The organism is Amycolatopsis sp. NPDC043885, assembly GCF_056435685.1.
Window position 1 is genome coordinate 67,181 of the sequence record NZ_JBWKEA010000027.1, and the last position, 20,402, is coordinate 87,582.

The 20,402-nt window shown below is 68.6% G+C and carries 18 protein-coding genes and 1 pseudogene; 13 read left to right on the top strand and 6 right to left on the bottom strand.

The window, feature by feature from the left end:
- Positions 1-39: 39 nt before the first annotated feature.
- Entirely contained in the window at positions 40-3,411 is a 3,372-nt protein-coding gene (locus AC069I_RS42100; protein WP_478229384.1) for a tetratricopeptide repeat protein, read from the top strand.
- Here AC069I_RS42100 and AC069I_RS42105 read toward each other — a convergent pair.
- A pseudogene (locus AC069I_RS42105) lies at positions 3,392-4,085 on the bottom strand (DNA alkylation repair protein). The gene AC069I_RS42100 and the pseudogene AC069I_RS42105 overlap by 20 nt on opposite strands.
- A gap of 195 nt (positions 4,086-4,280) precedes the next feature.
- Here AC069I_RS42105 and AC069I_RS42110 point away from each other — a divergent pair.
- Complete coding sequence (locus tag AC069I_RS42110; RefSeq protein WP_478235762.1) at positions 4,281-5,867, top strand: alpha/beta hydrolase; 1,587 nt, start codon at positions 4,281-4,283, stop codon at positions 5,865-5,867.
- Positions 5,868-6,164: 297 nt separating this feature from the next.
- Here the strand turns inward: AC069I_RS42110 and AC069I_RS42115 are convergent, their stop codons facing one another.
- Positions 6,165-6,713 (bottom strand): DUF6294 family protein, encoded by a 549-nt coding sequence (locus AC069I_RS42115; protein WP_478229386.1) that lies wholly within the window; start codon positions 6,711-6,713, stop codon positions 6,165-6,167.
- A 138-nt stretch (positions 6,714-6,851) separates the two neighbouring features.
- Here AC069I_RS42115 and AC069I_RS42120 point away from each other — a divergent pair, with 138 nt between their 5' ends.
- Positions 6,852-7,346, top strand: coding sequence for a helix-turn-helix domain containing protein (locus AC069I_RS42120; RefSeq protein WP_478229387.1), 495 nt, complete (start codon positions 6,852-6,854; stop codon positions 7,344-7,346).
- Between the two features lie 42 nt (positions 7,347-7,388).
- Here the strand turns inward: AC069I_RS42120 and AC069I_RS42125 are convergent, their stop codons facing one another.
- Entirely contained in the window at positions 7,389-8,354 is a 966-nt protein-coding gene (locus AC069I_RS42125; RefSeq protein WP_478229388.1) for a helix-turn-helix transcriptional regulator, read from the bottom strand.
- 257 nt (positions 8,355-8,611) lie between these two features.
- On the opposite strand from AC069I_RS42125, the gene argC reads away from it, so the two are divergent.
- The 8 genes from argC to argH are packed head-to-tail and all read left to right on the top strand — an operon-like array spanning position 8,612 to position 16,151.
- Positions 8,612-9,640 carry an N-acetyl-gamma-glutamyl-phosphate reductase gene (gene argC, locus AC069I_RS42130; RefSeq protein WP_478229389.1) on the top strand — a complete coding sequence of 343 codons (1,029 nt, stop codon included), beginning with the start codon at positions 8,612-8,614 and terminating at the stop codon, positions 9,638-9,640.
- Positions 9,637-10,797, top strand: a complete 1,161-nt coding sequence (gene argJ, locus AC069I_RS42135; protein WP_478229390.1) for a bifunctional glutamate N-acetyltransferase/amino-acid acetyltransferase ArgJ — start codon at positions 9,637-9,639, stop codon at positions 10,795-10,797. Before argC ends, argJ begins: the two co-directional genes overlap by 4 nt.
- Entirely contained in the window at positions 10,794-11,714 is a 921-nt protein-coding gene (gene argB / locus AC069I_RS42140; protein ID WP_340688371.1) for an acetylglutamate kinase, read from the top strand. The genes argJ and argB overlap by 4 nt, the downstream gene beginning before the upstream one ends.
- The gene (locus tag AC069I_RS42145) at positions 11,711-12,904 is read left to right on the top strand and encodes an acetylornithine transaminase (RefSeq protein WP_478267862.1); all 1,194 of its coding nucleotides are present in this window, start codon (positions 11,711-11,713) and stop codon (positions 12,902-12,904) included. The genes argB and AC069I_RS42145 overlap by 4 nt, the downstream gene beginning before the upstream one ends.
- A 16-nt stretch (positions 12,905-12,920) precedes the next feature.
- Entirely contained in the window at positions 12,921-13,847 is a 927-nt protein-coding gene (argF, locus tag AC069I_RS42150) for an ornithine carbamoyltransferase (RefSeq protein ID WP_478229392.1), read from the top strand.
- Entirely contained in the window at positions 13,844-14,365 is a 522-nt protein-coding gene (locus AC069I_RS42155) for an arginine repressor (protein WP_340688373.1), read from the top strand. Before argF ends, AC069I_RS42155 begins: the two co-directional genes overlap by 4 nt.
- A complete protein-coding gene (locus AC069I_RS42160; protein WP_125682416.1) occupies positions 14,355-14,708 on the top strand; it encodes an adenine nucleotide alpha hydrolase family protein in 354 nt (117 codons plus the stop codon). The genes AC069I_RS42155 and AC069I_RS42160 overlap by 11 nt, the downstream gene beginning before the upstream one ends.
- Positions 14,709-14,735: 27 nt before the next feature.
- Entirely contained in the window at positions 14,736-16,151 is a 1,416-nt protein-coding gene (gene argH, locus AC069I_RS42165; RefSeq protein ID WP_478229394.1) for an argininosuccinate lyase, read from the top strand.
- Between the two features lie 60 nt (positions 16,152-16,211).
- Here argH and AC069I_RS42170 read toward each other — a convergent pair whose 3' ends face one another.
- Genes AC069I_RS42170 through AC069I_RS42180 form a run of 3 tightly spaced genes read right to left on the bottom strand, consistent with a single transcriptional unit; the run spans position 16,212 to position 18,093 of the window.
- Entirely contained in the window at positions 16,212-16,850 is a 639-nt protein-coding gene (locus tag AC069I_RS42170; protein ID WP_340688375.1) for a TetR/AcrR family transcriptional regulator, read from the bottom strand.
- A complete protein-coding gene (locus AC069I_RS42175) occupies positions 16,850-17,521 on the bottom strand; it encodes a DUF4166 domain-containing protein (protein WP_478235768.1) in 672 nt (223 codons plus the stop codon). Before AC069I_RS42175 ends, AC069I_RS42170 begins: the two co-directional genes overlap by 1 nt.
- Positions 17,518-18,093, bottom strand: a complete 576-nt coding sequence (locus AC069I_RS42180; protein WP_478229397.1) for an SRPBCC family protein — start codon at positions 18,091-18,093, stop codon at positions 17,518-17,520. The genes AC069I_RS42175 and AC069I_RS42180 overlap by 4 nt, the downstream gene beginning before the upstream one ends.
- Positions 18,094-18,214: 121 nt before the next feature.
- On the opposite strand from AC069I_RS42180, the gene AC069I_RS42185 reads away from it, so the two are divergent.
- Positions 18,215-18,850, top strand: a complete 636-nt coding sequence (locus tag AC069I_RS42185) for a DNA-3-methyladenine glycosylase (protein ID WP_478267863.1) — start codon at positions 18,215-18,217, stop codon at positions 18,848-18,850.
- Between the two features lie 32 nt (positions 18,851-18,882).
- Positions 18,883-20,157 (top strand): tyrosine--tRNA ligase, encoded by a 1,275-nt coding sequence (gene tyrS / locus AC069I_RS42190; protein WP_125682428.1) that lies wholly within the window; start codon positions 18,883-18,885, stop codon positions 20,155-20,157.
- Positions 20,158-20,402: the final 245 nt, after the last annotated feature.

Below are 20,402 nucleotides of genomic sequence, written 5' to 3' on the forward strand. Positions count from 1 at the left end.
GGGCCTTCACGCGCTTCAGGTGTGGCAAAGTGAGGACTTGTGTCACGTCCAGACGGTCGGTCCAGTATCCAAGACATCGCCCGCGCCCGGCTGAGCGACGGTTTCGTCGGCAGGGTCGGGGAACGCGAGGACTTCCGGAGCAATCTGGGGCTGCCCGGAAGCGACCGGCGCCGCCGGTATCTGTACTCGGTGCACGGTCTCGCCGGGGTCGGCAAGTCCTTCCTGCTCGACCAGCTTCGCGGTATCGCCGAGGAAACCCGCGCCGCCGTCGGCTTCGCGGACGACCGGCAACAGGATCTGCCCGCGACACTGGTCAAACTGGCGAAGGACCTCGCTCGCGCCGGGCACGAGATGCGCCGGTTCGAGAAACGCCACGAGTCCTACCTCAAGGCCAGGGAACGGCTCCACAACGATCCGCAGGCTCCGGCGGCAGGCCGCGAGCTCGTGACGAAGACCGTGGTCAAGGCCGGCCTCGGCGTGGCGAAGACCCTGCCCGGCGGAAGCATCGCCGCCGACGCGATCGACGCGGACGCGACGGCGAAACAGCTGGAGCAGTTGCAGGTCTACCTCGCGGCGAAGTTCAAGCGGAAGGCCGATGTCCAGCTGCTCCTGGAACCGGCGGAAGAGCTGACCAAACCGTTCGTCGAAGATCTCTGGCGTATTCCGGAGACCCGGCAGATCGCGCTGTTCTTCGACACCTTCGAACGGACGGCGCCGGTACTGGAGACCTGGCTGCTCGACCTGTTCGGAGGACTGTACGGCGATCTCCCGCAGAACCTGGTGTTCACGGTCGCGGGCCAGTTCCCGCTGGACGAGGCGAAATGGAACCGGCACGCGCCGCTGGTGCGCGAGATCGAACTCCGGCCGTTCACCGAGCCGGAGGCGCGCCGCCTGCTCGCCGAGCACGGGATCGCCGACGAAAAGGTCGTCGAGATCGTGCTGCGGCTGACCGACGGCCTGCCCGTTCTCGTCGCCATGCTGGCTCGCGGGAACCCCGCCGAAGCGGACGCGGTCGGCGATCCCAGCGACGACGCGGTCAAGCGGTTCCTGCACTGGGTTCCCGAAAAGGCCAGAAAGGACATCGCCGCCACGGCGTCGTTGCCCCGCTTCCTGGACGAGGACGTCATCGGCGTGCTGACCGGGAAGGAAAGCGCGGGGGAGATCTTCCGCTGGCTGCGGGAACTGCCGTTCGTCGGGCGCCGTGAGCTCCCGGTGCGCTATCACCCGGTGGTCCGCGGCCCGATGGTGCGCATGGAACGCGGCCGTTCACCCGGCGAGTTCGCCGAACGTCACCGCAGGCTCAGCGAGTACTACGAAGGCCGGTGCGCCGAACTCGGCTTCAGCCGCCACCGCGATGCGTGGAACGACGAGCGCTGGCAGAAGCGAAAGCTCGAACAGACCTACCACCGGCTCTGCGGCGACCCGGCCGAGGCGCTGCCGGACGCGCTGCTCGGCGCCGCCGAGATGATCACCACCGGCACCGCTTCCGCCCGCGTTTGGGCGCGCATGATGGAGCAGGCGGGTGCCGACGCGGACGCGCCAGCGGTCCTGGGCTGGGGGCAGCGCCTGGCCGCCGCGGTCGGCGACGGTGAGATCCCGGTGCTCGACCTGCTCGCCGGTGCGGGCGAACTCGACGCGGCCCGGCTTTCCACCGTGCTCCGGCGCCGCGCGTGGGCCTACGAAGGGCAAGACGACGTCGCCGCGGCGAAGCGGGACTTCGACCGGGCTGTCGATCTGAACCCCGCCGATCCCTATGCGTGGAGCGATCGGGGCAACCTGTTCCACAACGAGGGCGACTGGGAACGGGCACTTTCGGACCTGGACCGGGCGATCGAACTCGATCCGACCTACGCCTACTCGTGGCGTGGGCGCGGTTCGGCCAGGGCCGAGCTCGGCGACCTCGAGGGTGCGATGGCCGACCTCGACGAGGCCGTTCGCCTCCAGCCCGATCACCGGTGGGCCTACACCATCCGGAGCGAGGTGTATTTCAAGCGCGGTGACGTCCGGAAGGCGATCGACGAGATCGACATCGCGATCAGGCTCGATCCCGACTACGCCTGGGCCGTCCACTACCGCGCCACGCTGTTCGCGGAGCTCGGCGACAAAGAAGAGGCGCTCGCCTGCCACCGCGCTGCCGCCGCCCTCCGCTCGAAGGACGTGTTCTACCTGACCGAACTCGCGTCGTTCCTCGAGCAGACCGGAGACGAGGACGCGGCGACGGCGGCCTTCGACACGATCGTCGCGGCGGACCCGGGCAGCGCCAGTGCCCATGCGATGCGGGCGGCGTTCCACCACCGCGGCAAGCGGCACCGGCTCGCCATCGACGGCTTCACCACCGCGCTCCGGATCGACCCGGACTACGAGTGGGCGTACTACATGCGCGGGCGGGCATACGACGACCTGGAAGATCGCACGGCGGCGCTCGCCGACTACGAGCGCGCCATCGAACTGGCCCCCGAAGACGCCGAGAATCACCTCCAGCGAGGAATAGTGCTCAGCCGCCTGGGAAGGAATGGCGAAGCGCTGGAGGCTTTGAGCCGCGCGATCGAACTCGAACCCGGTAACGTGCCGGCGTACGCCCGGCGCGCGATGACGCACCGGAGGTCCGGCGATCATCCGGCCGCTCTCGCCGACATCGACGTCGCGGTCGAGGCGAGCCCGGAGATGGCCTTCTTCCACACCACCCGGGGGGACATCCTCAGAGGTCTCGACCGGCACGAGGAAGCCCGCGCCGCGTTGGACGAGGGGGTCCGGCTGGGACAGGACGAGGGATACGCCTTCTATCGGCGTGCCCACCACCGCCTCCTCTTCGGCGATTTCGAGGGCGCTTTGTCCGATGTGGACAGCGCGCTGGCCGCCGGTGACGACGAGACCGGCGCCCTGCGCGCGGACATCCACCGTCAGGCGGGTGAGTACGGCGAAGCCATCCGGGAGCTGCGCGAACTGGTCGTCTCGGATCCCGATGACGCCGATCACCGCGAGAACCTCGGGGAGGCTTTGCTGTTCGCGGGGGAGACGGACGAGGCGATGGAGATCCTGCGTCCGCTAGCGCCGGAGTCCGTGTGGGCTCGCAATCTCCTCGCGATCGCCTGGCTGAAGGCTGGAAGAACTGAGGAAGCTCACCAGTCCTTCGCCGCCGGCCTCGACGAAGCAGTCAAGCGGAACGCGGCAGAAGACCTCGGCTGGGAGGACCGGGTTCAGCCGCTCTTCTATCTCCTCGCCCTCGGACGTCACGCCGACGCGACACGTGAACTCAGGGCATTGCTGGAGAAGGAACCGCCCCGCGAGACGCGACTCATCCTGCTCCGCGACCTGAAAGACCTTCGAGAGCTGATGCCCGAACTCGGCGGAGAGATCGAGGAACTCATCGCCCTCGTTCCCCGGCCGGTGCTCACTCGCCCAGGTGCTTGAGCGCCTCCTTCCTGGACAGCGTGGACAGCGCCGGATGCGCGGTGACGAAGGCACGCACCCAGTCCGGCTCGGTCTTCGCGTACTCGCGCAGGGCCCAGCCGATCCCTTTGCGCAGGAAGAAGTCCTTGTCGTCGATGTTGGCTTCGACCGAGCGGGTGAGCAGGTCGGTGTCCCGTTCCGCCCTTGGCGCCGATCTGGCAGATGACCGATGTGCGGCGACGCCACCTGTCCTCGTCGTAGGCCCAGGTCAGCATCAGCGTGGTCACCGTATCCGGCTCCGCCCGCAGGATCGGCCCGACCCGGCGGATCGCGACTTCGTCCACGTAGTCCCACCAGGCGCCCGTCACGATCATCTCCTCGTACAGGCCGAGCAGATCGCCGTCCTGCCAGCGGGCGTAGGCACGGTGACCGGACAGGGCGATCGCCGCATAGCGCTCTTCACGGAATTCCGCTTCACGCCACAAGGTGAGAACTGCCGTCGAGAAACTCACTCGATCGGGTAGCGGATGTTCGGCGTAAACCCGCTTCAGCAAGGCCGTCCGAGGCGGGGACGCCACCCCGAGGAACGGCATCTCCGACTTCATGTACGCCCGCATCGACGGAGCCTTTTCCGGGTCGGCCAGTCCGGCCAAACCGTTGCGAACCGCCGAAACCAGGCTTTTCACCTCGTCCACGCGTTCTCCTTTCCCCAGTGGGCGCCGCGAGCGTACGACAGGGGACCGACAAGACGGATATGCCCGGATCGGACCCGTTCTCAGACCGGATACCGACTAAAGAGGGATGGCGGTCAACGTGTCGGTCAGCGAGATTGAAGCCGGTTCTCGGTAGCTTCGGCCCGACCGGGTCGAACGCGGACGAAAAGGAACACAGTGAAGAAATTCGTTGCCGCCCTGGCGGTCGCGGGGATCGGCGTCGGCACCATGGCGCTCGCTCCCTCCGCCACGGCCGCCTCGGCGTCGGACTTCGATCCGAAGCCCATCTCCTGGGGAGCCTGTACCCGCCCGAGCCTGGTCAAGGCCGGCGCGGAATGCGGTTTCCTCGAGGTCCCGTTGGACTACGCGAAGCCCGGCGGGGAGAAGATCTCGATCGCCGTCTCGCGCGTGAAGCACAAGGCCGCCAAGTCGCAGGGGGTCATGCTGGTCAACCCGGGCGGACCCGGCGGCTCCGGCCTCGGCCTCTCGACCCTCGGCAGGGCCGTCCCCAAGAAGGCCGGTGAGGAGTATGACTGGATCGGCTTCGACCCGCGCGGCGTGGGAGAGAGCAAGCCGTCCCTGACCTGCGACGGGAACTACGCCTCCTACAACCGCCCGCAGTACGTGCCGACCACGCGCGCCATCGAGACCGCGTGGCGTGAGAAGGCGAAGGGCTACGCGAAGGCGTGCGCCAAGAACGGCGCGATCCTCGACCACATCAAGACCATCGATGTGGCGAAGGACGTCGACAGCCTGCGCAAGGCGCTGGGCGAGAAGCAGATCAACTACTACGGCTTCTCCTACGGCACCTACCTCGGGCAGGTCTACAGCACACTGTTCCCGCAGAACGTGCGGCGGATGGTGTTCGACGGCACCGTCGACCCCCGCGACGTCTGGTACAAGGCGAACCTGAACCAGGACATCGCCTTCGACAAGAACATCAAGATCTACTTCGGCTGGCTCGCGAAGTACGACGACGTCTACCACCTCGGCAAGACCGCGGCCGCGGTCGAGAAGCTGTGGTACGCCGAGCAGAAGAAGCTGTACGACAAGCCCGCGGGAGGCGTCATCGGCGGGTCCGAGTGGACGGACATCTTCCTGCAGGCGGGCTACTACGTGTTCGGCTGGGAAGACATCGCGAACGCGTTCGCCGGCTGGGTGCACAAGGGTGACTGGCAGACCCTGAAGGGCCTGTACGACGACTCCAACCCGCCGGGCCAGGACAACGGCTACGCGGTGTACGCGGCCGTGCAGTGCACCGACGTGGCGTGGCCGCAGAGCTGGCCCCGCTGGAAGTTCGACAACTGGGTCACGCACTTCCGGGCGCCGTTCGAAACCTGGGGCAACGCCTGGTTCAACGCGCCGTGCCTCGACTGGCCCGCCAAACCGGGCAAGCCGGTGGAGATCGACGGGAGCAAGGTCCCCGGCATCCTGCTGGTCAACGAGGAGAACGACGCCGCGACGCCGTACCCCGGCAGCCTCGAGGTCCGCAAGCGCTACCCGAACTCCAGCCTGATCAGCGCTCCGGGCGGCACGACGCACTCGGGCTCGCTGTCCGGTGTGTCCTGTGTGGACGACAAGATCGCGGACTACCTGCTGACCGGAAAGCTGCCGGTGCGCAAGCCGGGCAACGGTTCGGACGTGCAGTGCTCCCCGGTCCCGGCGCCGGTTCCCGCCGGTGCTTCCGCGGCCGCCAAGTCCGACCTTCCGTCCTCGGTCACCGAAGTGAAGAAGGAGGCGCTGGCTCAGGCGCTGCCTTTCTGAGTTTCTCGCTGGAAACGCCCCGGTCCGGATTTCCTGGACCGGGGCGTTTTCTGTGACGAGAAGGTCGAACGCTTCGTGTCGCGTTCGTGGGCGGGCCGGTGTCGCGAAAGCCACAGTGACGTCTGGTGTCTCGAAAGTGGCTTTCGCGACATGGCCGTTGAGGTTTGGGGCGTTTGGTCGCTTCAGGGTGTGGGTGGCGGATCGGGAGCCGGTCAGGTTCCCAATGCCGCATTGGAAGCGCTCAGTGTCCCCAATGCGACATTGGGGACACTGAGCTGCGGCCCCGGCGTGTGTCCGCTAGCAGTGACTCGTCATCCGCATGCTGTGGATGCGGTCGAAGAACGCGGCGTCGAACGACCCCTCGGCGAACCACCAGTGCCACACGTTCTTGACGGTGCCCTTGACGAACTTGGTGTCACCGCCGTGATGGATGGGCCCGAGGACGATGCCGTTGCTGTCCAGGGTGTTCACCCACATCAGCCACGCGTCGTTGCTGTCGCTGCTGACGATCGTCGCTTCGAACGAAGCGCTGCCGTTGCGTCTGAGCGTCCATTTCGCGTTGTCCATCGTGCAGTCGCCTGCTTGGATACGACCCCAGGTGAACCAGCAGGAATCCGCTCCGGTGCAGGTGGCCTGCGCGGTGGCGGACGCCGTCGTCCCGGCCGAGGCGGGCGTGACGAAGACGGCCCCGATCGTGAACACGAGCATTGTCACGAAAAGCGCCATCCGACGTGCTTTGGTTTTCATGTTTCCTCCCCGAAAATCGTCGATCCGTGCCGGCCGGTCATCCGTCGTGAAAGAACCGGTGAGCAACGCTAAATCGCGGGTGAGCGCGGTCTGGATCACTTAGGTGCGGCAACAGGGGTGGCCGATAGTGCGTGAGCGGCACCCTCGCGGTCCGGAAAGCGATGAAAGTTCCGGTCACGCACCGAGTCCCCTCACCGCGCCGGAAAACTGTCGGCGCCGCCCGTTAGCGTCCCCGGCATGACCATCGTCGAAGAGCACCGGACCGAGATCCGCGTGCAGGACACCGTTTATCGCATCGAGGTCGCCGCCCGTGAGGGTGGCGGCGCGGCCGGGGAAGACCGCTGGGTGACCGTCATGGTCGGCGGAGCCGGACCGCAAGAAGAGCCTGTCGCCGAAGGCAGGCTCGATATGGACGCCGAAGCCGTACCGGCCTTGGCGACCGTCCTTTCCGACACCCTCCTGGCGTTCGCCGGGCGGGGCAACGCCAGGAACGGCCGCCGAAGATCGGCGGACCGCCCCGCCCAGCAGGGCTCGCCGTGGTCCGACGAGCTGGACGCGGAACTGGAAAGCCGTTGGCTGGCCGGGGAAAGCGTCGAGGAGATCGCACGGCGGTTCGAGCGGACACCGGGCGGGATCCGGGCCCGGTTGCCCAGGGTCGGTTGCGACCCGGAGCGCCGGGGCGCGTATCTCCCGATCCCGCCGAGCAGGCGAGAGGGAGGTGAACCCGGCTGAACCAGTGCGGTCGCGAGGGCGGGCAAGTCCTCGCGGCCGCCGTCAGTCCACTGTGGACTTCGTTCCGCGCCGAGCCCTGGCCGCCATCTCCCTGAGATGATCGATCAGTTCCGGCGGTTCGTGCACGGTGAATTCGCAGCCGAGCCCGAGGATGCGGAACGCGAGCCAGTCCAGGGTGTCCGTGCCCGCGTGGAAAACGCAGCTCTCGTCGTCGATCGGTTCCAGCTCGCCGGATCCCTCGCCGATCGCGGGGGAGACCTGGCCGATCGGCGCGTGCAGGGTCACGCGTGCGCTGTAGGTGGGAAGGAGGCTGTACATCTTGTCGGTGACATAGGCCGCCACATCCTTCGCGGGTGGCTGTCTCGGCGTCGCCCGGCCACCGGTCGCCCGCGGTTCCGAGATCCGGTCCGCGCGGAAGATCCGCCAGTCGTCCCGGTCGAGGTCGTAGCCGAGCAGGTACCACCGGCGTCCGGCGGAGACGAGCCGATGCGGTTCCACATGCCGCCGGGATTCGGTTCCGTCGCCGGTGCGATAGGTGAACCGGGTCCGTTCGGTGTTGGCGATCGCGCCCGCGAAGACCGTGAGGTGTTCCGGGTCCACCGCGGACCCGGTGCCCGGGATCGGCACGGTCGCGGCGCCCAGCGCGCCGACCCGATACCGCAGCCGCGACGGCAGCACCTGCTCGAGTTTGGCCAGCGCCCGCACCGAAGACTCCTCGATTCCCGAGATCGCCTGCCCGGCGGCACTCCGGAGACCGACCGCGATCGCGACGGCCTCCTCGTCGTCGAGCAGCAGCGGCGGCATCGCCGTACCGGCGGCCAGCCGGTAACCGCCTTCGGAACCTCGCGACGCTTCGACGGGGTAACCGAGCTCACGCAAGCGGTCGATGTCGCGCCGGATGGTCCGCGGACTGACCTCCAGCCGGTCGGCGAGCTCGCTGCCAGGCCACTCGCGTGGGGTTTGCAGGAGTGACAGCAGGCTCAGCAGCCGGGCGGGCGTGTCGGTCATGCGGTCAAGGATGCCCGTACTAAGTGGTCACCATCGGAAGTCCTCCGGGGGTCTCGACGGCCCAGCTTCCCGCTGGACGCACGGCCGCGAGGCCCGAGTACAACTCAGTACGAGGACCTCGCGGCCGCACGCCCAGCGGAAACCTGGATCCGCCGAATACCCCCGAAGGACTTCCGATGGCAACCACTGAGTCCCGAATCGGGTGAGCCACACGACTTTGTTTGATTGAACTTGCATGGGAGTGCATAATCATGCGTATGACGGTGAAGATCGCGGTGGCCGGAGCCAGCGGGTACGCGGGAGGCGAACTCCTGCGCCTGCTGCTGACCCATCCCGAAGTCCAGATCGGCGCGCTCACCGCGGCCAGCTCCGCGGGGACGCCGCTCATCCAGCACCAGCCGCACCTCGCGCCCTTGGCGGACCGTGTCCTGCTGGAGACGACCCCGGAGACCCTGGCCGGGCACGACGTCGTCTTCCTCGCCCTGCCACACGGCCATTCCGGCGCCATCGCCGCGCGGCTGGGCCCGGACGTCCTGGTGATCGACCTCGGCGCGGACCATCGCCTCTCGGACGCGGCAGACTGGCAGCGCTGGTACGGCGGCGACCACGCGGGGCAATGGCCGTACGGGCTCCCCGAACTCCCCGGTGCCCGCGAGCGCCTCGCCGGGACCAAACGCATCGCGGTCCCCGGCTGCTTCCCGACCGGCGGTTCGATCGCGTTCGCCCCGGCGCTCGCCGCGGGCCTGGTCGAGCCGGAGGTCAACGTCGTCGCCGTCACCGGGACCTCGGGCGCGGGCAAGAGCCTGAAGCCGAACCTCCTCGGTTCGGAGGTGATGGGTTCGGCCGCCGCGTACGGCGTCGGCGGTGCCCACCGCCACACCCCCGAATTCGCGCAGAACCTTTCCGCGGTCTCGGGTGAGCGGGTCAAGGTGTCCTTCACTCCCGTGCTGGCCCCGATGCCGCGCGGGATCCTCACCACCGCGAGCGCTCCGCTGAAGACCGAACTGGACGCCGATGGCGCCCGCGAGGTCTACGAAAAGGCGTACGCCACCGAGCCGTTCGTCCAGCTGCTGCCCGCGGGCCAGTGGCCGTCCTCGGCTTCGGTCGTCGGCTCGAACAACGTCCAGCTGCAGGTCACCGTCGACGCCGACACCCGGCGCCTGATCGTGGTCGCGGCCATCGACAACCTGACCAAGGGCACCGCGGGAGGTGCCGTCCAGTCGATGAACATCGCACTGGGCCTCCCGGAAACCACCGGACTACCGACCGTAGGAGTCGCTCCGTGACCGTCACCCAGCCGAAGGGATTCCGTGCCGCGGGCGTCGCCGCCGGAATCAAGGCCGAGGGCAAGCTCGACCTCACGCTCGTCGTCAACGACGGGCCGCTGCAGGTCGCGGCCGGCGTGTTCACGCGCAACGTGATCAAGGCCGCGCCCGTCCTGTGGTCGCAAGAGGTGCTCAAGCAGCAGCGCCTCAAGGCCGTCGTCCTCAACTCCGGCGGCGCGAACGCCGCCACCGGCCCCGGCGGTTTCCAGGACACCCACAAGACCGCGGAGAAGGTCGCCGAACTCCTCGAAGCGGGCGCGATCGAGGTCGCGGTCTGCTCGACCGGGCTGATCGGCGAACGGCTGCCGATGGACGCGCTGCTTTCCGGCGTGGACACCGCCTTCGCCGGCCTCGGCACCGGTACCGACGCCGATCTCGCCGCCGCCACCGCGATCATGACCACCGACACCAAGCCGAAGCAGGCCGCCGCGAAGCACGACAGCGGCTGGAGCGTCGGCGGGTTCGCCAAGGGGGCGGGCATGCTCGCCCCGAACCTCGCGACGATGCTCTCCGTCCTCACCACCGACGCGGTCGTCACGCCGGAAGTCCTGGACAAGGCCCTGCGCGCCGCCACCGGCGTGACCTTCGACAGGCTCGATGTCGACGGCGGTACTTCCACCAACGACACGGTGCTCGTCCTCGCGTCCGGCGCCAGCGGCGTCGAGCCGACCGAGGCCGAACTGACCGAGCTCCTCACCGCGGTCAGTCTCGACCTCGTGCTGCAGCTGCGCGCGGACTCCGAAGGCGCGACCAAGTACGTCGACGTCACGGTCACCGGTGCGGCGAACGAGGCCGACGCCATCGCCGTCGGCCGCACGATCGCGGAGGACAACCTGGTCAAGACCGCGCTGTTCGGTTCGGACCCGAACTGGGGCCGCATCGCCATGGCGCTGGGCCGGGTACCCGCGAAGATCGACCCGGAGAAGGTCGCCATCGCGATCAACGGCGTCACCCTGTTCGCCGACGGCACGCCCGCGGCGGACCGCTCCGAGGCCGACCTCTCGGGCCGGGACATCCAGATCGTCGTCGACCTCGGTCTCGGCGAAAACGGGGCGACGATCTACACGACCGACCTCTCGCACGCGTACGTCGAAGAGAACAGCGCGTACTCGTCATGAGCCCTTCCGAATCCACCGTCCCCGCGGACGAGCGGCTCGCGACCGCCGCCGAGAAGGCTTCGATCCTCATCGAGGCCCTGCCCTGGCTGCAGCGATTCCACGGCGCCACCGTCGTGGTCAAGTACGGCGGCAACGCCATGATCGACGAGAGCCTCAAGCAGGCCTTCGCCGAGGACATGGTCTTCCTGCGCATGGCCGGCCTGCGTCCGGTGGTGGTGCACGGCGGCGGCCCGCAGATCACCGCGATGCTCAACCGGCTCGGCGTCGAGGGCGAGTTCAAGGGCGGCCTGCGTGTCACCACGCCCGAGACGATGGACATCGTCCGCATGGTGCTGACCGGTCAGGTCAGCCGCGAACTGGTCGGCCTGATCAACGCGCACGGCCCGTACGCGGTCGGCATCTCCGGTGAGGACGCGCGGCTGTTCACCGCCGAGCGCAAACAGGCCACTGTGGACGGTGTACCGGTCGACATCGGGCTCGTCGGCGAGGTTTCCGAGGTCAACCCGGACGCGGTGCTCGACATCGTCAACGCGGGCCGGATCCCGGTGGTGTCCACCGTGGCCCCGGACGTCGACGGCATCGTGCACAACATCAACGCCGACACCGCCGCCGGTGCGCTGGCCGCCGCTCTCGGCGCGGAGAAACTCGTCGTGCTCACCGACGTCGAGGGCCTGTACGCCAACTGGCCGGACCGCGGTTCGCTGGTCGACCGGATCCGCGTGGACCGTCTCGAAACCCTGCTGCCCGGCCTCGCCAGCGGCATGATCCCGAAGATGGAGGCCTGCGTGCGCGCCATCCGCGGCGGCGTCCGTCGTGCGCACGTGATCGACGGCCGCATCGCCCATTCGGTCCTGCTGGAGGTCTTCACCTCCCGCGGCATCGGTACCATGGTCTTCCCCGAAACGGAGCTTCCGTGACCACGTACAAGTCCAATGTAGACGGCCAGGAGCACTGGAAGTCGTCCCTCATGGACAACTACGGCACCCCGGCGCTGGCCCTGGTCCGCGGCGAGGGGGCGAAGGTCTGGGACGCCGACGGCAAACCGTACGTCGACCTGCTGGGCGGGATCGCGGTCAACGCGCTCGGCCACGCGCACCCCGCCGTGGTCGCCGCGGTCACCGAACAGGTCGCGAAACTCGGGCACACCTCGAACCTCTACGTGAATCCGGTCGCCGTCGAACTGGCCGAAACCCTCCTGGACGTCGCCGGCCTGTCCGGCAACGCGAAGGTGCTGTTCGTCAACTCCGGCGCGGAGGCCAACGAAGCCGCGCTGAAGATCAGCAGGCTCACCGGCCGGACCAAGATCGTCGCCTGCGAGGGGGCCTTCCATGGGCGCACCATGGGCGCGCTCTCGCTGACCGGTCAGCCGTCGAAGCGGGACGCGTTCGCGCCGCTGGTCCCGGGCGTCACCCACGTTCCCTACGGTGACGTCGACGCGCTTCGCGCCGCGGTGGACACCGAAACCGCGGCGGTGTTCCTCGAGCCGATCCTCGGGGAGGCAGGCGTCGTCCCGGCGCCGGACGGCTACCTCCAGGCGGCGCGGGAGATCACCAAGGCGACCGGGACCCTGCTGGTCCTCGACGAGGTACAGACCGGCATCGGCCGCACCGGCGCGTGGTTCGCCTTCCAGCACACCGGCATCGTCCCGGACGTCGTCACGCTGGCCAAGGGACTCGGCGGCGGGCTGCCGATCGGCGCGGTCATCGGCGTCGGCGGGGCAGGCGAGCTGATGAAGCCAGGTCAGCACGGGACCACCTTCGGCGGCAACCCGATCTGCTGCGCCGCCGGGCTCGCCGTGCTCAGGACCATCGCCAAGGACAACCTGAACGATCACGTTTCCGCACTGGGCAAGGACATCGCGTCCCGTGTGGAGGAGCTCGGCCACCCGCTGGTGTCCGGGGTCCGCGGTGCGGGGCTGCTGCTCGGCATCGCGTTGCGCGAACCGGTCTCGGCGACGGTCGCCAAGGCCGCGCAGGACGCGGGATACCTGGTCAACCCGATCGCACCCGACACCATCCGGCTGGCACCGCCGCTCATCCTGAGCGCCGAAGAGGCCGCGGGATTCCTCGAAGCCCTTCCCGGGGCGCTCGATTCCACCACCACCTAGAACAGAGACGAAACGCATGCTCCGCAACTTCCTTCGTGACGACGATCTCAGCCCCGCCGAACAGGCCGAGATCCTGGATCTCGCCGACCAGCTGAAGGCCGAGCCGCTCAGCTCCCGCGCGCTGGAGGGCAAGTCCGTCGCGGCGATCTTCGAAAAGAACTCCACCCGGACCCGGTTCTCCTTCGAGGTGGGCATCGCCCAGCTCGGCGGGAACCCGGTCATCGTCGACGGCCGCTCCATGCAGCTCGGCCGCGAAGAGACCATCGAGGACACCTCACGGGTGCTCTCGCGGTATCTGGACGCGATCGTGTGGCGGACGTTCGCCCAGAAGCGCATCGACGCGATGGCGTCGGCGGCGAGCATCCCGGTGATCAACGCGCTCACCGACGAGTTCCACCCGTGCCAGGTGCTCACCGACCTGATGACCATCCGCGAGCGCAAGGGCAAGCTCGCCGGGCTCACCCTGGTGTACCTCGGCGACGGCGCCAACAACATGGCGCATTCGCTGCTGCTGGGCGGGACCACGGCCGGGATGCACGTCCGCGTCGTCTCGCCGGAGGGCTTCCAGCCGGATCAGCAGGTCATGCTCGACGCGAAGCACCGGTCGTCGGAGACCGGCGGCAGCACCACGGTCTTCACCGATCCGTACGCCGCGGTCGAAGGCGCGGACGTCGTCGTCACCGACACCTGGACCTCCATGGGCCAGGAGAACGACGGACTCGACCGGGTCGGCCCGTTCCGTGAGCTGCAGGTCAACGCCGCGCTGATGCGCCGCGCCGCGGACGAGGCGATCGTGCTGCACTGCCTGCCCGCGCACCGCGGCTGGGAGATCACCGACGAGGTCATCGACGGGCCGGCCAGCGCGGTCTGGGACGAGGCCGAAAACCGTCTCCACGCCCAAAAGGCGCTGCTGGTGTGGCTGATGGACGAGAAGCGACGATGACCGGCAGCAGGGTCACCCGGCAGGCACGGATCACCGAACTCGTGTCCACGATGGCCATCCGCAGCCAGACGGAGCTCGCGAAGCTCCTGGCGGCGGAAGGTATCGAAGTCACGCAGGCGACGCTTTCGCGGGACCTCGACGAACTGGGCGCGGTCAAGCTCCGGGGTGCGGATTCCGGCGCGCCGGTGTATGTCATTCCCGAGGACGGCAGCCCGGTACGCGGGGTGCAGGGTGGCACGTCGAGGCTTTCGCGGTTGCTCGCCGAACTGCTCGTTTCGGCGGACTCGTCGGGCAACCTGACGGTGCTGCGCACCCCGCCGGGCGCGGCGCAGTTCCTGGCCAGCGCCATCGACAGGGCGGCGCTGGAGGAGGTCGTCGGTTCCATCGCCGGCGATGACACGGTCGCGGTGATCGCGAGGGAACCGTTGTCCGGCAAAGACCTGGCCGAGCGCTTCATGGCGCTGGCCCGACGGTCGTCCACAGTGGACGGCGGTGAGGAGACCGAAGGTGACGCCTGACGGGTTCGCCTTCCCGGACGACCCGGAGAAGCTGGTCATCACCTTCGACGAGGGTGTGCCGGTGGCCATCGACGGGGAGACCGTGACGCTGCTGGAAGCCTTCCAGCAGCTGAACCGCCGTGTCGGCGCCTTTGGGCTCAGAGGACGCGAGATCTACGAGGGACCGGCCGCGGTAGCGCTGGTCACCGCGCACGAGGAACTGCAAAAAGTCAGTACCGGGCGGGTGTCCGGCGAGGTGCGGCTGGTCCTGCACCGCGGCAACGCGGTCGTGAACTCCGCGCGCGACGAGCGCGCGCTGTACGACTTCACCACAGGGGCTACCTTCGACCGGTCAGTCGCATGAAGAGAACCAAGGAATCCGAGGAGTGTTGTGAGCGGGAATGAGCAGCCGGTGCAGCTGTGGGGCGGCCGGTTCGCCAGCGGGCCGGCGGAGGCGATGGCGGCGCTGAGCGCGTCGACCCATTTCGACTGGCGGCTGGCGCCGTACGACATCGCCGGGTCGCGGGCCCACGCGCGAGTGCTGCGGAAGGCGGGGCTGCTCACCGACGACGAGCTGACCGGCATGCTCGCCGCGCTGGACACCCTCGCGCAGGACGTCGAGTCGGGCGCGTTCACCCCGACCGTCGCCGACGAAGACGTCCACACCGCGCTCGAACGCGGTCTGCTGGAGCGGGCGGGCACCGAACTCGGTGGCAAGCTGCGGGCGGGCCGTTCGCGCAACGACCAGGTCGCGACGCTGTTCCGGATGTGGCTGCGGGACGCCGCCCGGCGGGTGGTCGCCGGCACGCTCGGCGTCGTGGACGCGCTGGTTTCGCAGGCGAAGAGGCACCCGGACGCGATCCTTCCCGGACGCACGCATCTGCAGCACGCCCAGCCAGTCCTGCTGGCGCACCACCTGCTCGCGCACGGTCAGTCGCTGCTGCGCGACGTCACCCGGCTGCGTGACTGGGACGCTCGCACCGCCGAGTCGCCCTATGGCTCCGGCGCGCTCGCGGGTTCCTCGCTCGGTCTCGACCCGGAGGCAGTCGCCGAGGAGCTGGGCTTCGTCACCAGCGTCGAGAACTCCATCGACGGCACGGCCTCGCGGGACTTCGTCGCCGAGTTCGCCTTCGACGTCGCGATGCTCGCGGTCAACCTGTCCAGGATCGCCGAAGAGGTGATCATCTGGAACACCGCCGAATTCGGCTACGTCACCCTCGACGACGCCTGGGCGACCGGCAGTTCGATCATGCCGCAGAAGAAGAATCCGGACGTCGCCGAGCTGACCCGCGGCAAGGCCGGGCGGCTCATCGGCAACCTGACCGGCCTGCTCGCGACGCTCAAGGCGCAGCCGCTCGCGTACAACCGTGACCTGCAGGAGGACAAGGAGCCGGTCTTCGACTCCGTCGAGCAGCTGGAACTGCTGTTCCCGGCGATCGCGGGTATGCTCGAGACGCTGACCTTCCACACCGACCGGCTCGCCGAACTGGCGCCCGCCGGGTTCACCCTCGCCACGGACATCGCCGAATGGCTGGTGCGCCAGGGCGTTCCGTTCCGTGTCGCGCACGAAGCGGCGGGGGAGAGCGTCCGCGTCGCCGAGGCCCGTGGTGTCGGCCTGGACGAACTGACCGACGAAGAGTTCGAGAAGATCAACCCGGCCCTGACGCCCGCCGTGCGCGAGGTGCTGACCGTCGAGGGCTCGGTGAGCTCACGCAACGCCCGCGGCGGTACCGCCCCGGAGCGGGTCGCCGAGCAGCGGGACCGGCTCGTCGCGCGGGTCGCCGAACACCGCGCCTGGCTGAGCTGACCTCTCGCGTGAAGGCCCCCTTCCCTCGGCTCAGCCGAGGGAAGGGGGCCTTCACGCGCTTCAAGATCGCTTCGCGGTCTTCCGGAGCTTCGCGCGCACCGCGCGGGTGGCGACCGGTCCGAGCCCTTCGAGGACGTCGACCAGGACAGCCAGCTGTCCCAGCGCGCTCAACGCCTGCTCGGCGCCGTCCGGATCGACCGACTCGAACAGTGTGAGACCGAGGAACCCGGCGGAGACGGCGTGAGCGAGTCCTTCGGTTTCCGCCAGTTCGAGCACCGGCGAACCGGCCAGCACGCGGTCCAGGGTCCCTTGGACTTCGCGGACCCATTTGTCCAGCGCCTGCCGCGTCGCCTCGGCCAGCCGTCCGCCGCCCTGCGCGCCGGCGAGTGCCTGGGCGAGGACCGTCATGTTCCCCTCGGCGCGTTCCTCCGCGTGGATGACCCGGCCCAGGTCCAGCAGTTCGCCGAGCGTGGTCACTTCGGCGAACCGGTCACGGAAGTGGGCGACGCGGCTTTCGGTCGCCGTCACGCAGGCCTGCGCGATCAGCTCCTCGACACTGCCGAAGTGGTAGAAGATCAGCGCCTGGTTGGTACCCGCCGCGGTGGCGACGGTCCTGGCCGAAACGGCGGTGATTCCGCTGGTGCGGATCGTCTCCAGCGCTCCGTCGATCAACCGCTGTTTCGTGCTGGGCCCGTTCATCAGTCCAGGACCTTCTCACGCAGGGGCTTCACCGCGCCGCTCACCCCCGGCCGCAGATCGACGAACCGTGCCTCGAAAGCGCCCCGGTAGCCGAACAGCGGCCCGAACCGCCGGTTCGTCACCTGGATCTCGATGCGGAAGAGTCCGCTCTCCGCGTCGAACCACTCGTCGACCTCGGCCACACCGACGACGGATCGCGGCACCACACACCGAAGCGGGCCCTCGCGGATCCGGAACTCCTCCGACCGGATGCGGAAGCCACCGTCCGGTCGCACCGTCAGGTCGAGATCGACGGCGAGGTGCTGATGCGTCCCCAAGTAGTCGACGATCTTCCCTCGCTCGGTGCTGTAGATCATCTGAGCGTCGAACCGGCGTCGCCGTTCCGGCAGTTCGAAGGTGCGGACGAACGACACCGTCTCCCTGCCGAGCGAGTCGACGTACGGATAGTTCTCGATGGTGAAAGGGACGTTGCGGCCACGTTCCGGGAACAGGATGTGCCTCGACGCGCCGAGCCGGAGGAACGGCGTGGTGAACGCGGCGCCGCGCCAGATCTCGTCCATCACGCCGACGCCGATCATCCCGACGCCGTTCTCCGTGCTCAGCGACAGCCGTTCACGCATCCGCGGATGCAACGACTCGAAGTCGGTGCCCAGCGCTTCTCGGAAGATCATGCCTGCTCCAGGGTGTCGAGGATGCGGGGCGTGACGCCGTCCTTGCCCGGCCGCGGGCTCCGGCGGCAGCGCCCCGCCGAGGGCGAGAGCAACGGGAGCTGTTCCGGCGGCCCGCCCGTCTCGAGCCACAGACGGAGCCTGTCGAACGACCAGGCCGTCATCCAGCCGAAGAGCGGCCGGAACAGCAGATCGGCGAACCTGCCGAAGACACCCCATCGAGTGGTGTAGTCGAAGCCGGTGACGAACCGGACACCGCCGTCGACCGGGGTGTAGCGCCAGTAGCCCGAACCGGACCTGATGAGCGACAGTGGATCCGCGGAGGCGAACCGCAACGCGGACGTCCGGCCGCCGTCCGGCCGCGTGCTCTCCCCGGCGTGTGTCCCGGTCCCGCTGACGACGAACCCCAGGAACTCGGTCGTGTACCGAAACCGTCCCGGCGAGCCCGCGACCGGTTCGATCCGCGCGAAGCGGAGATCCCACCGTGCGTGCAGACGCGGATCCTGCGTGTACCGCCACAGCGTGTCGAGGTCCGTCCGGATCACCGTTTCGACGTAAAGCGCTCTTCGGCTCATGGAGCCCCCTCCAGTATTGAGCGTCCGCTCAAACCACTGTAAAGCATGTTTGAGCGACCGCTCAATACCCGGCCCGGTTAAGGTCGGCCTGGGAGAACGCGACGTAAGGGGAGTGCGGCACGTGGAAACCGGCAGACAGTTCACCCGGCGCGAGCTGGCGCTGGATCCGGTGGAGCTGTCCACACTCCTGCTCGGCGCGGTGATCGAAGCGACCGGTCCCGACGGCACGGTCGCCGTCCGCCTGGTGGAGGTCGAGGCCTACCGAGGGCTCGACGACCCCGCGTCGCACTGTTATCGCGGCAAGACGCCGCGCAACGCGGTCATGTGGGGACCGGCGGGGCACTTGTACGTGTACTTCGTCTACGGCATGCACTTCTGCGCGAACGTCGTCGGCACCGAAGACGGGCAGCCGGGCGCCGTGCTGCTGCGTGCCGGGGAGGTGGTGTCGGGTGCGGACATCGTCAGGGCGCGCAGGCCGTCGGCACGCGGCAACGGCGAACTCGCGAAAGGCCCGGCCATCCTCACCTCGGTGCTCGGCATCGACCGTGCCGAGAACGGCGTCGACCTGACCGACCCGGCGTCACCCGTCCGGCTGTTCTCCGGAGAGCGCGTTCCCGGAGCGGACATCCGTACCGGGCCGCGCGTCGGTGTCGCGATGGCGATGGACACGCCGTGGCGGTTCTGGATCGACGGATCGCCCGCGGTCTCCACCTACCGCCGTGGCGGCAAGCGACGGGCGGCCGCCCCCGGCCGATAGTCGGTTGACCTGGTGCGGGAGGATCTACAGGCGTGAGCGAGCACATCCTTGACGAGTTGACCTGGCGCGGCCTGATCGCGCAATCCACCGACATCGACGCACTGCGGCGAGACCTCGACCAAGGACCTCTCACGCTCTATTGCGGATTCGACCCGACCGCGCCCAGCCTGCACGCCGGCAACCTGGTCCCGCTGCTGATGCTCTCGCGCTTCCAGCGCGCCGGCCACCGGCCGATCGTGCTGGCTGGTGTCGCGACCGGGATGATCGGCGACCCGCGCGACACCGGTGAGCGCACGCTCAACACGCTGGACACCGTCGCCGAGTGGGCGGACCGGATCCGCGGGCAGCTGGAGCGCTTCGTCGACTTCGACGACTCGCCGACCGGCGCGGTCATCGAGAACAACCTGAACTGGACCGGCAAGCAGACCGTGGTCGAGTTCCTGCGCGACGTCGGCAAGCACTTCCCGGTCAACATGATGCTGAACCGCGAGACGGTGAAGCGGCGCCTCGAAGCCGACGGTATGTCGTACACCGAGTTCAGCTACCTGCTGCTGCAGTCTCAGGACTACCTGCATCTGTACCGCGAGTACGGCTGCAAGCTGCAGATCGGCGGCTCTGACCAGTGGGGCAACCTCGTCGGCGGCGTCGACCTGATCCGCCGGACGGACGGTGGCCACACGCACGCGCTGACCGCGCCGCTGGTCACCGACACCGAAGGACGCAAGTTCGGCAAATCCACCGGCGGCGGCAGTGTGTGGCTCGACCCGGAGATGACCTCGCCGTACGCCTGGTTCCAGTACTTCGTGAACGTCGCCGACGCCGACGTCATCCGCTACCTGCGGATGTTCTCCTTCCTCGGGCAGGAGGAGATCGCGGCCCTGGCCGAGGACACCGAGCAGCGTCCCCACCTGCGGTCCGCGCAGCGGAAGCTGGCGGAGGACTTCACGACCCTGGTGCACGGTGAAGAGGCGACCCGCCAGGTCATCGCCGCGAGCCAGGCGCTGTTCGGCAGGGGAGAGCTGCGTGAGCTCGACTCGGCGACTCTCGACGCCGCCATGGCCGAGGTGCCCAACGGCAAGGTCGACCCGAACGGAGAGTCGACCATCGTCGACCTGCTGATCGCCGCCGGGCTCGTCGACAGCAAGGGCGCCGCGCGCCGCACCGTCAAGGAAGGCGGCGCGTACGTCAACAACACGAAGATCGCCGACGAGGAGTGGAAGCCGTCCGCGGACGACGCTCTGCACGGCCGCTGGCTCGTGGTCCGCAAGGGCAAGCGCAACGTCGCCGGCGTGCGCGTCGGGGGCTGATCGCGGCCCCGGCCCGAAACAGGGCCCCTGACCTGCGGAAACGCAGTTAAGGTACCCCCCTGTTTCGGGCCCTTCCGAGGCGTGTAAAGTTCTCCAAGTCGCCAGGGAAACCGGGTGGCCGACCGGGACACGAACCAAGCTCTCGCTCAGTGCGATTGAGTGGGTGTCTCACCAAAAACTGCTAGGAATGACTGCTTCGGATAAGGCCGCGTGATGGCGGTGCGATCTGGGGTGTGTTGCTTGAG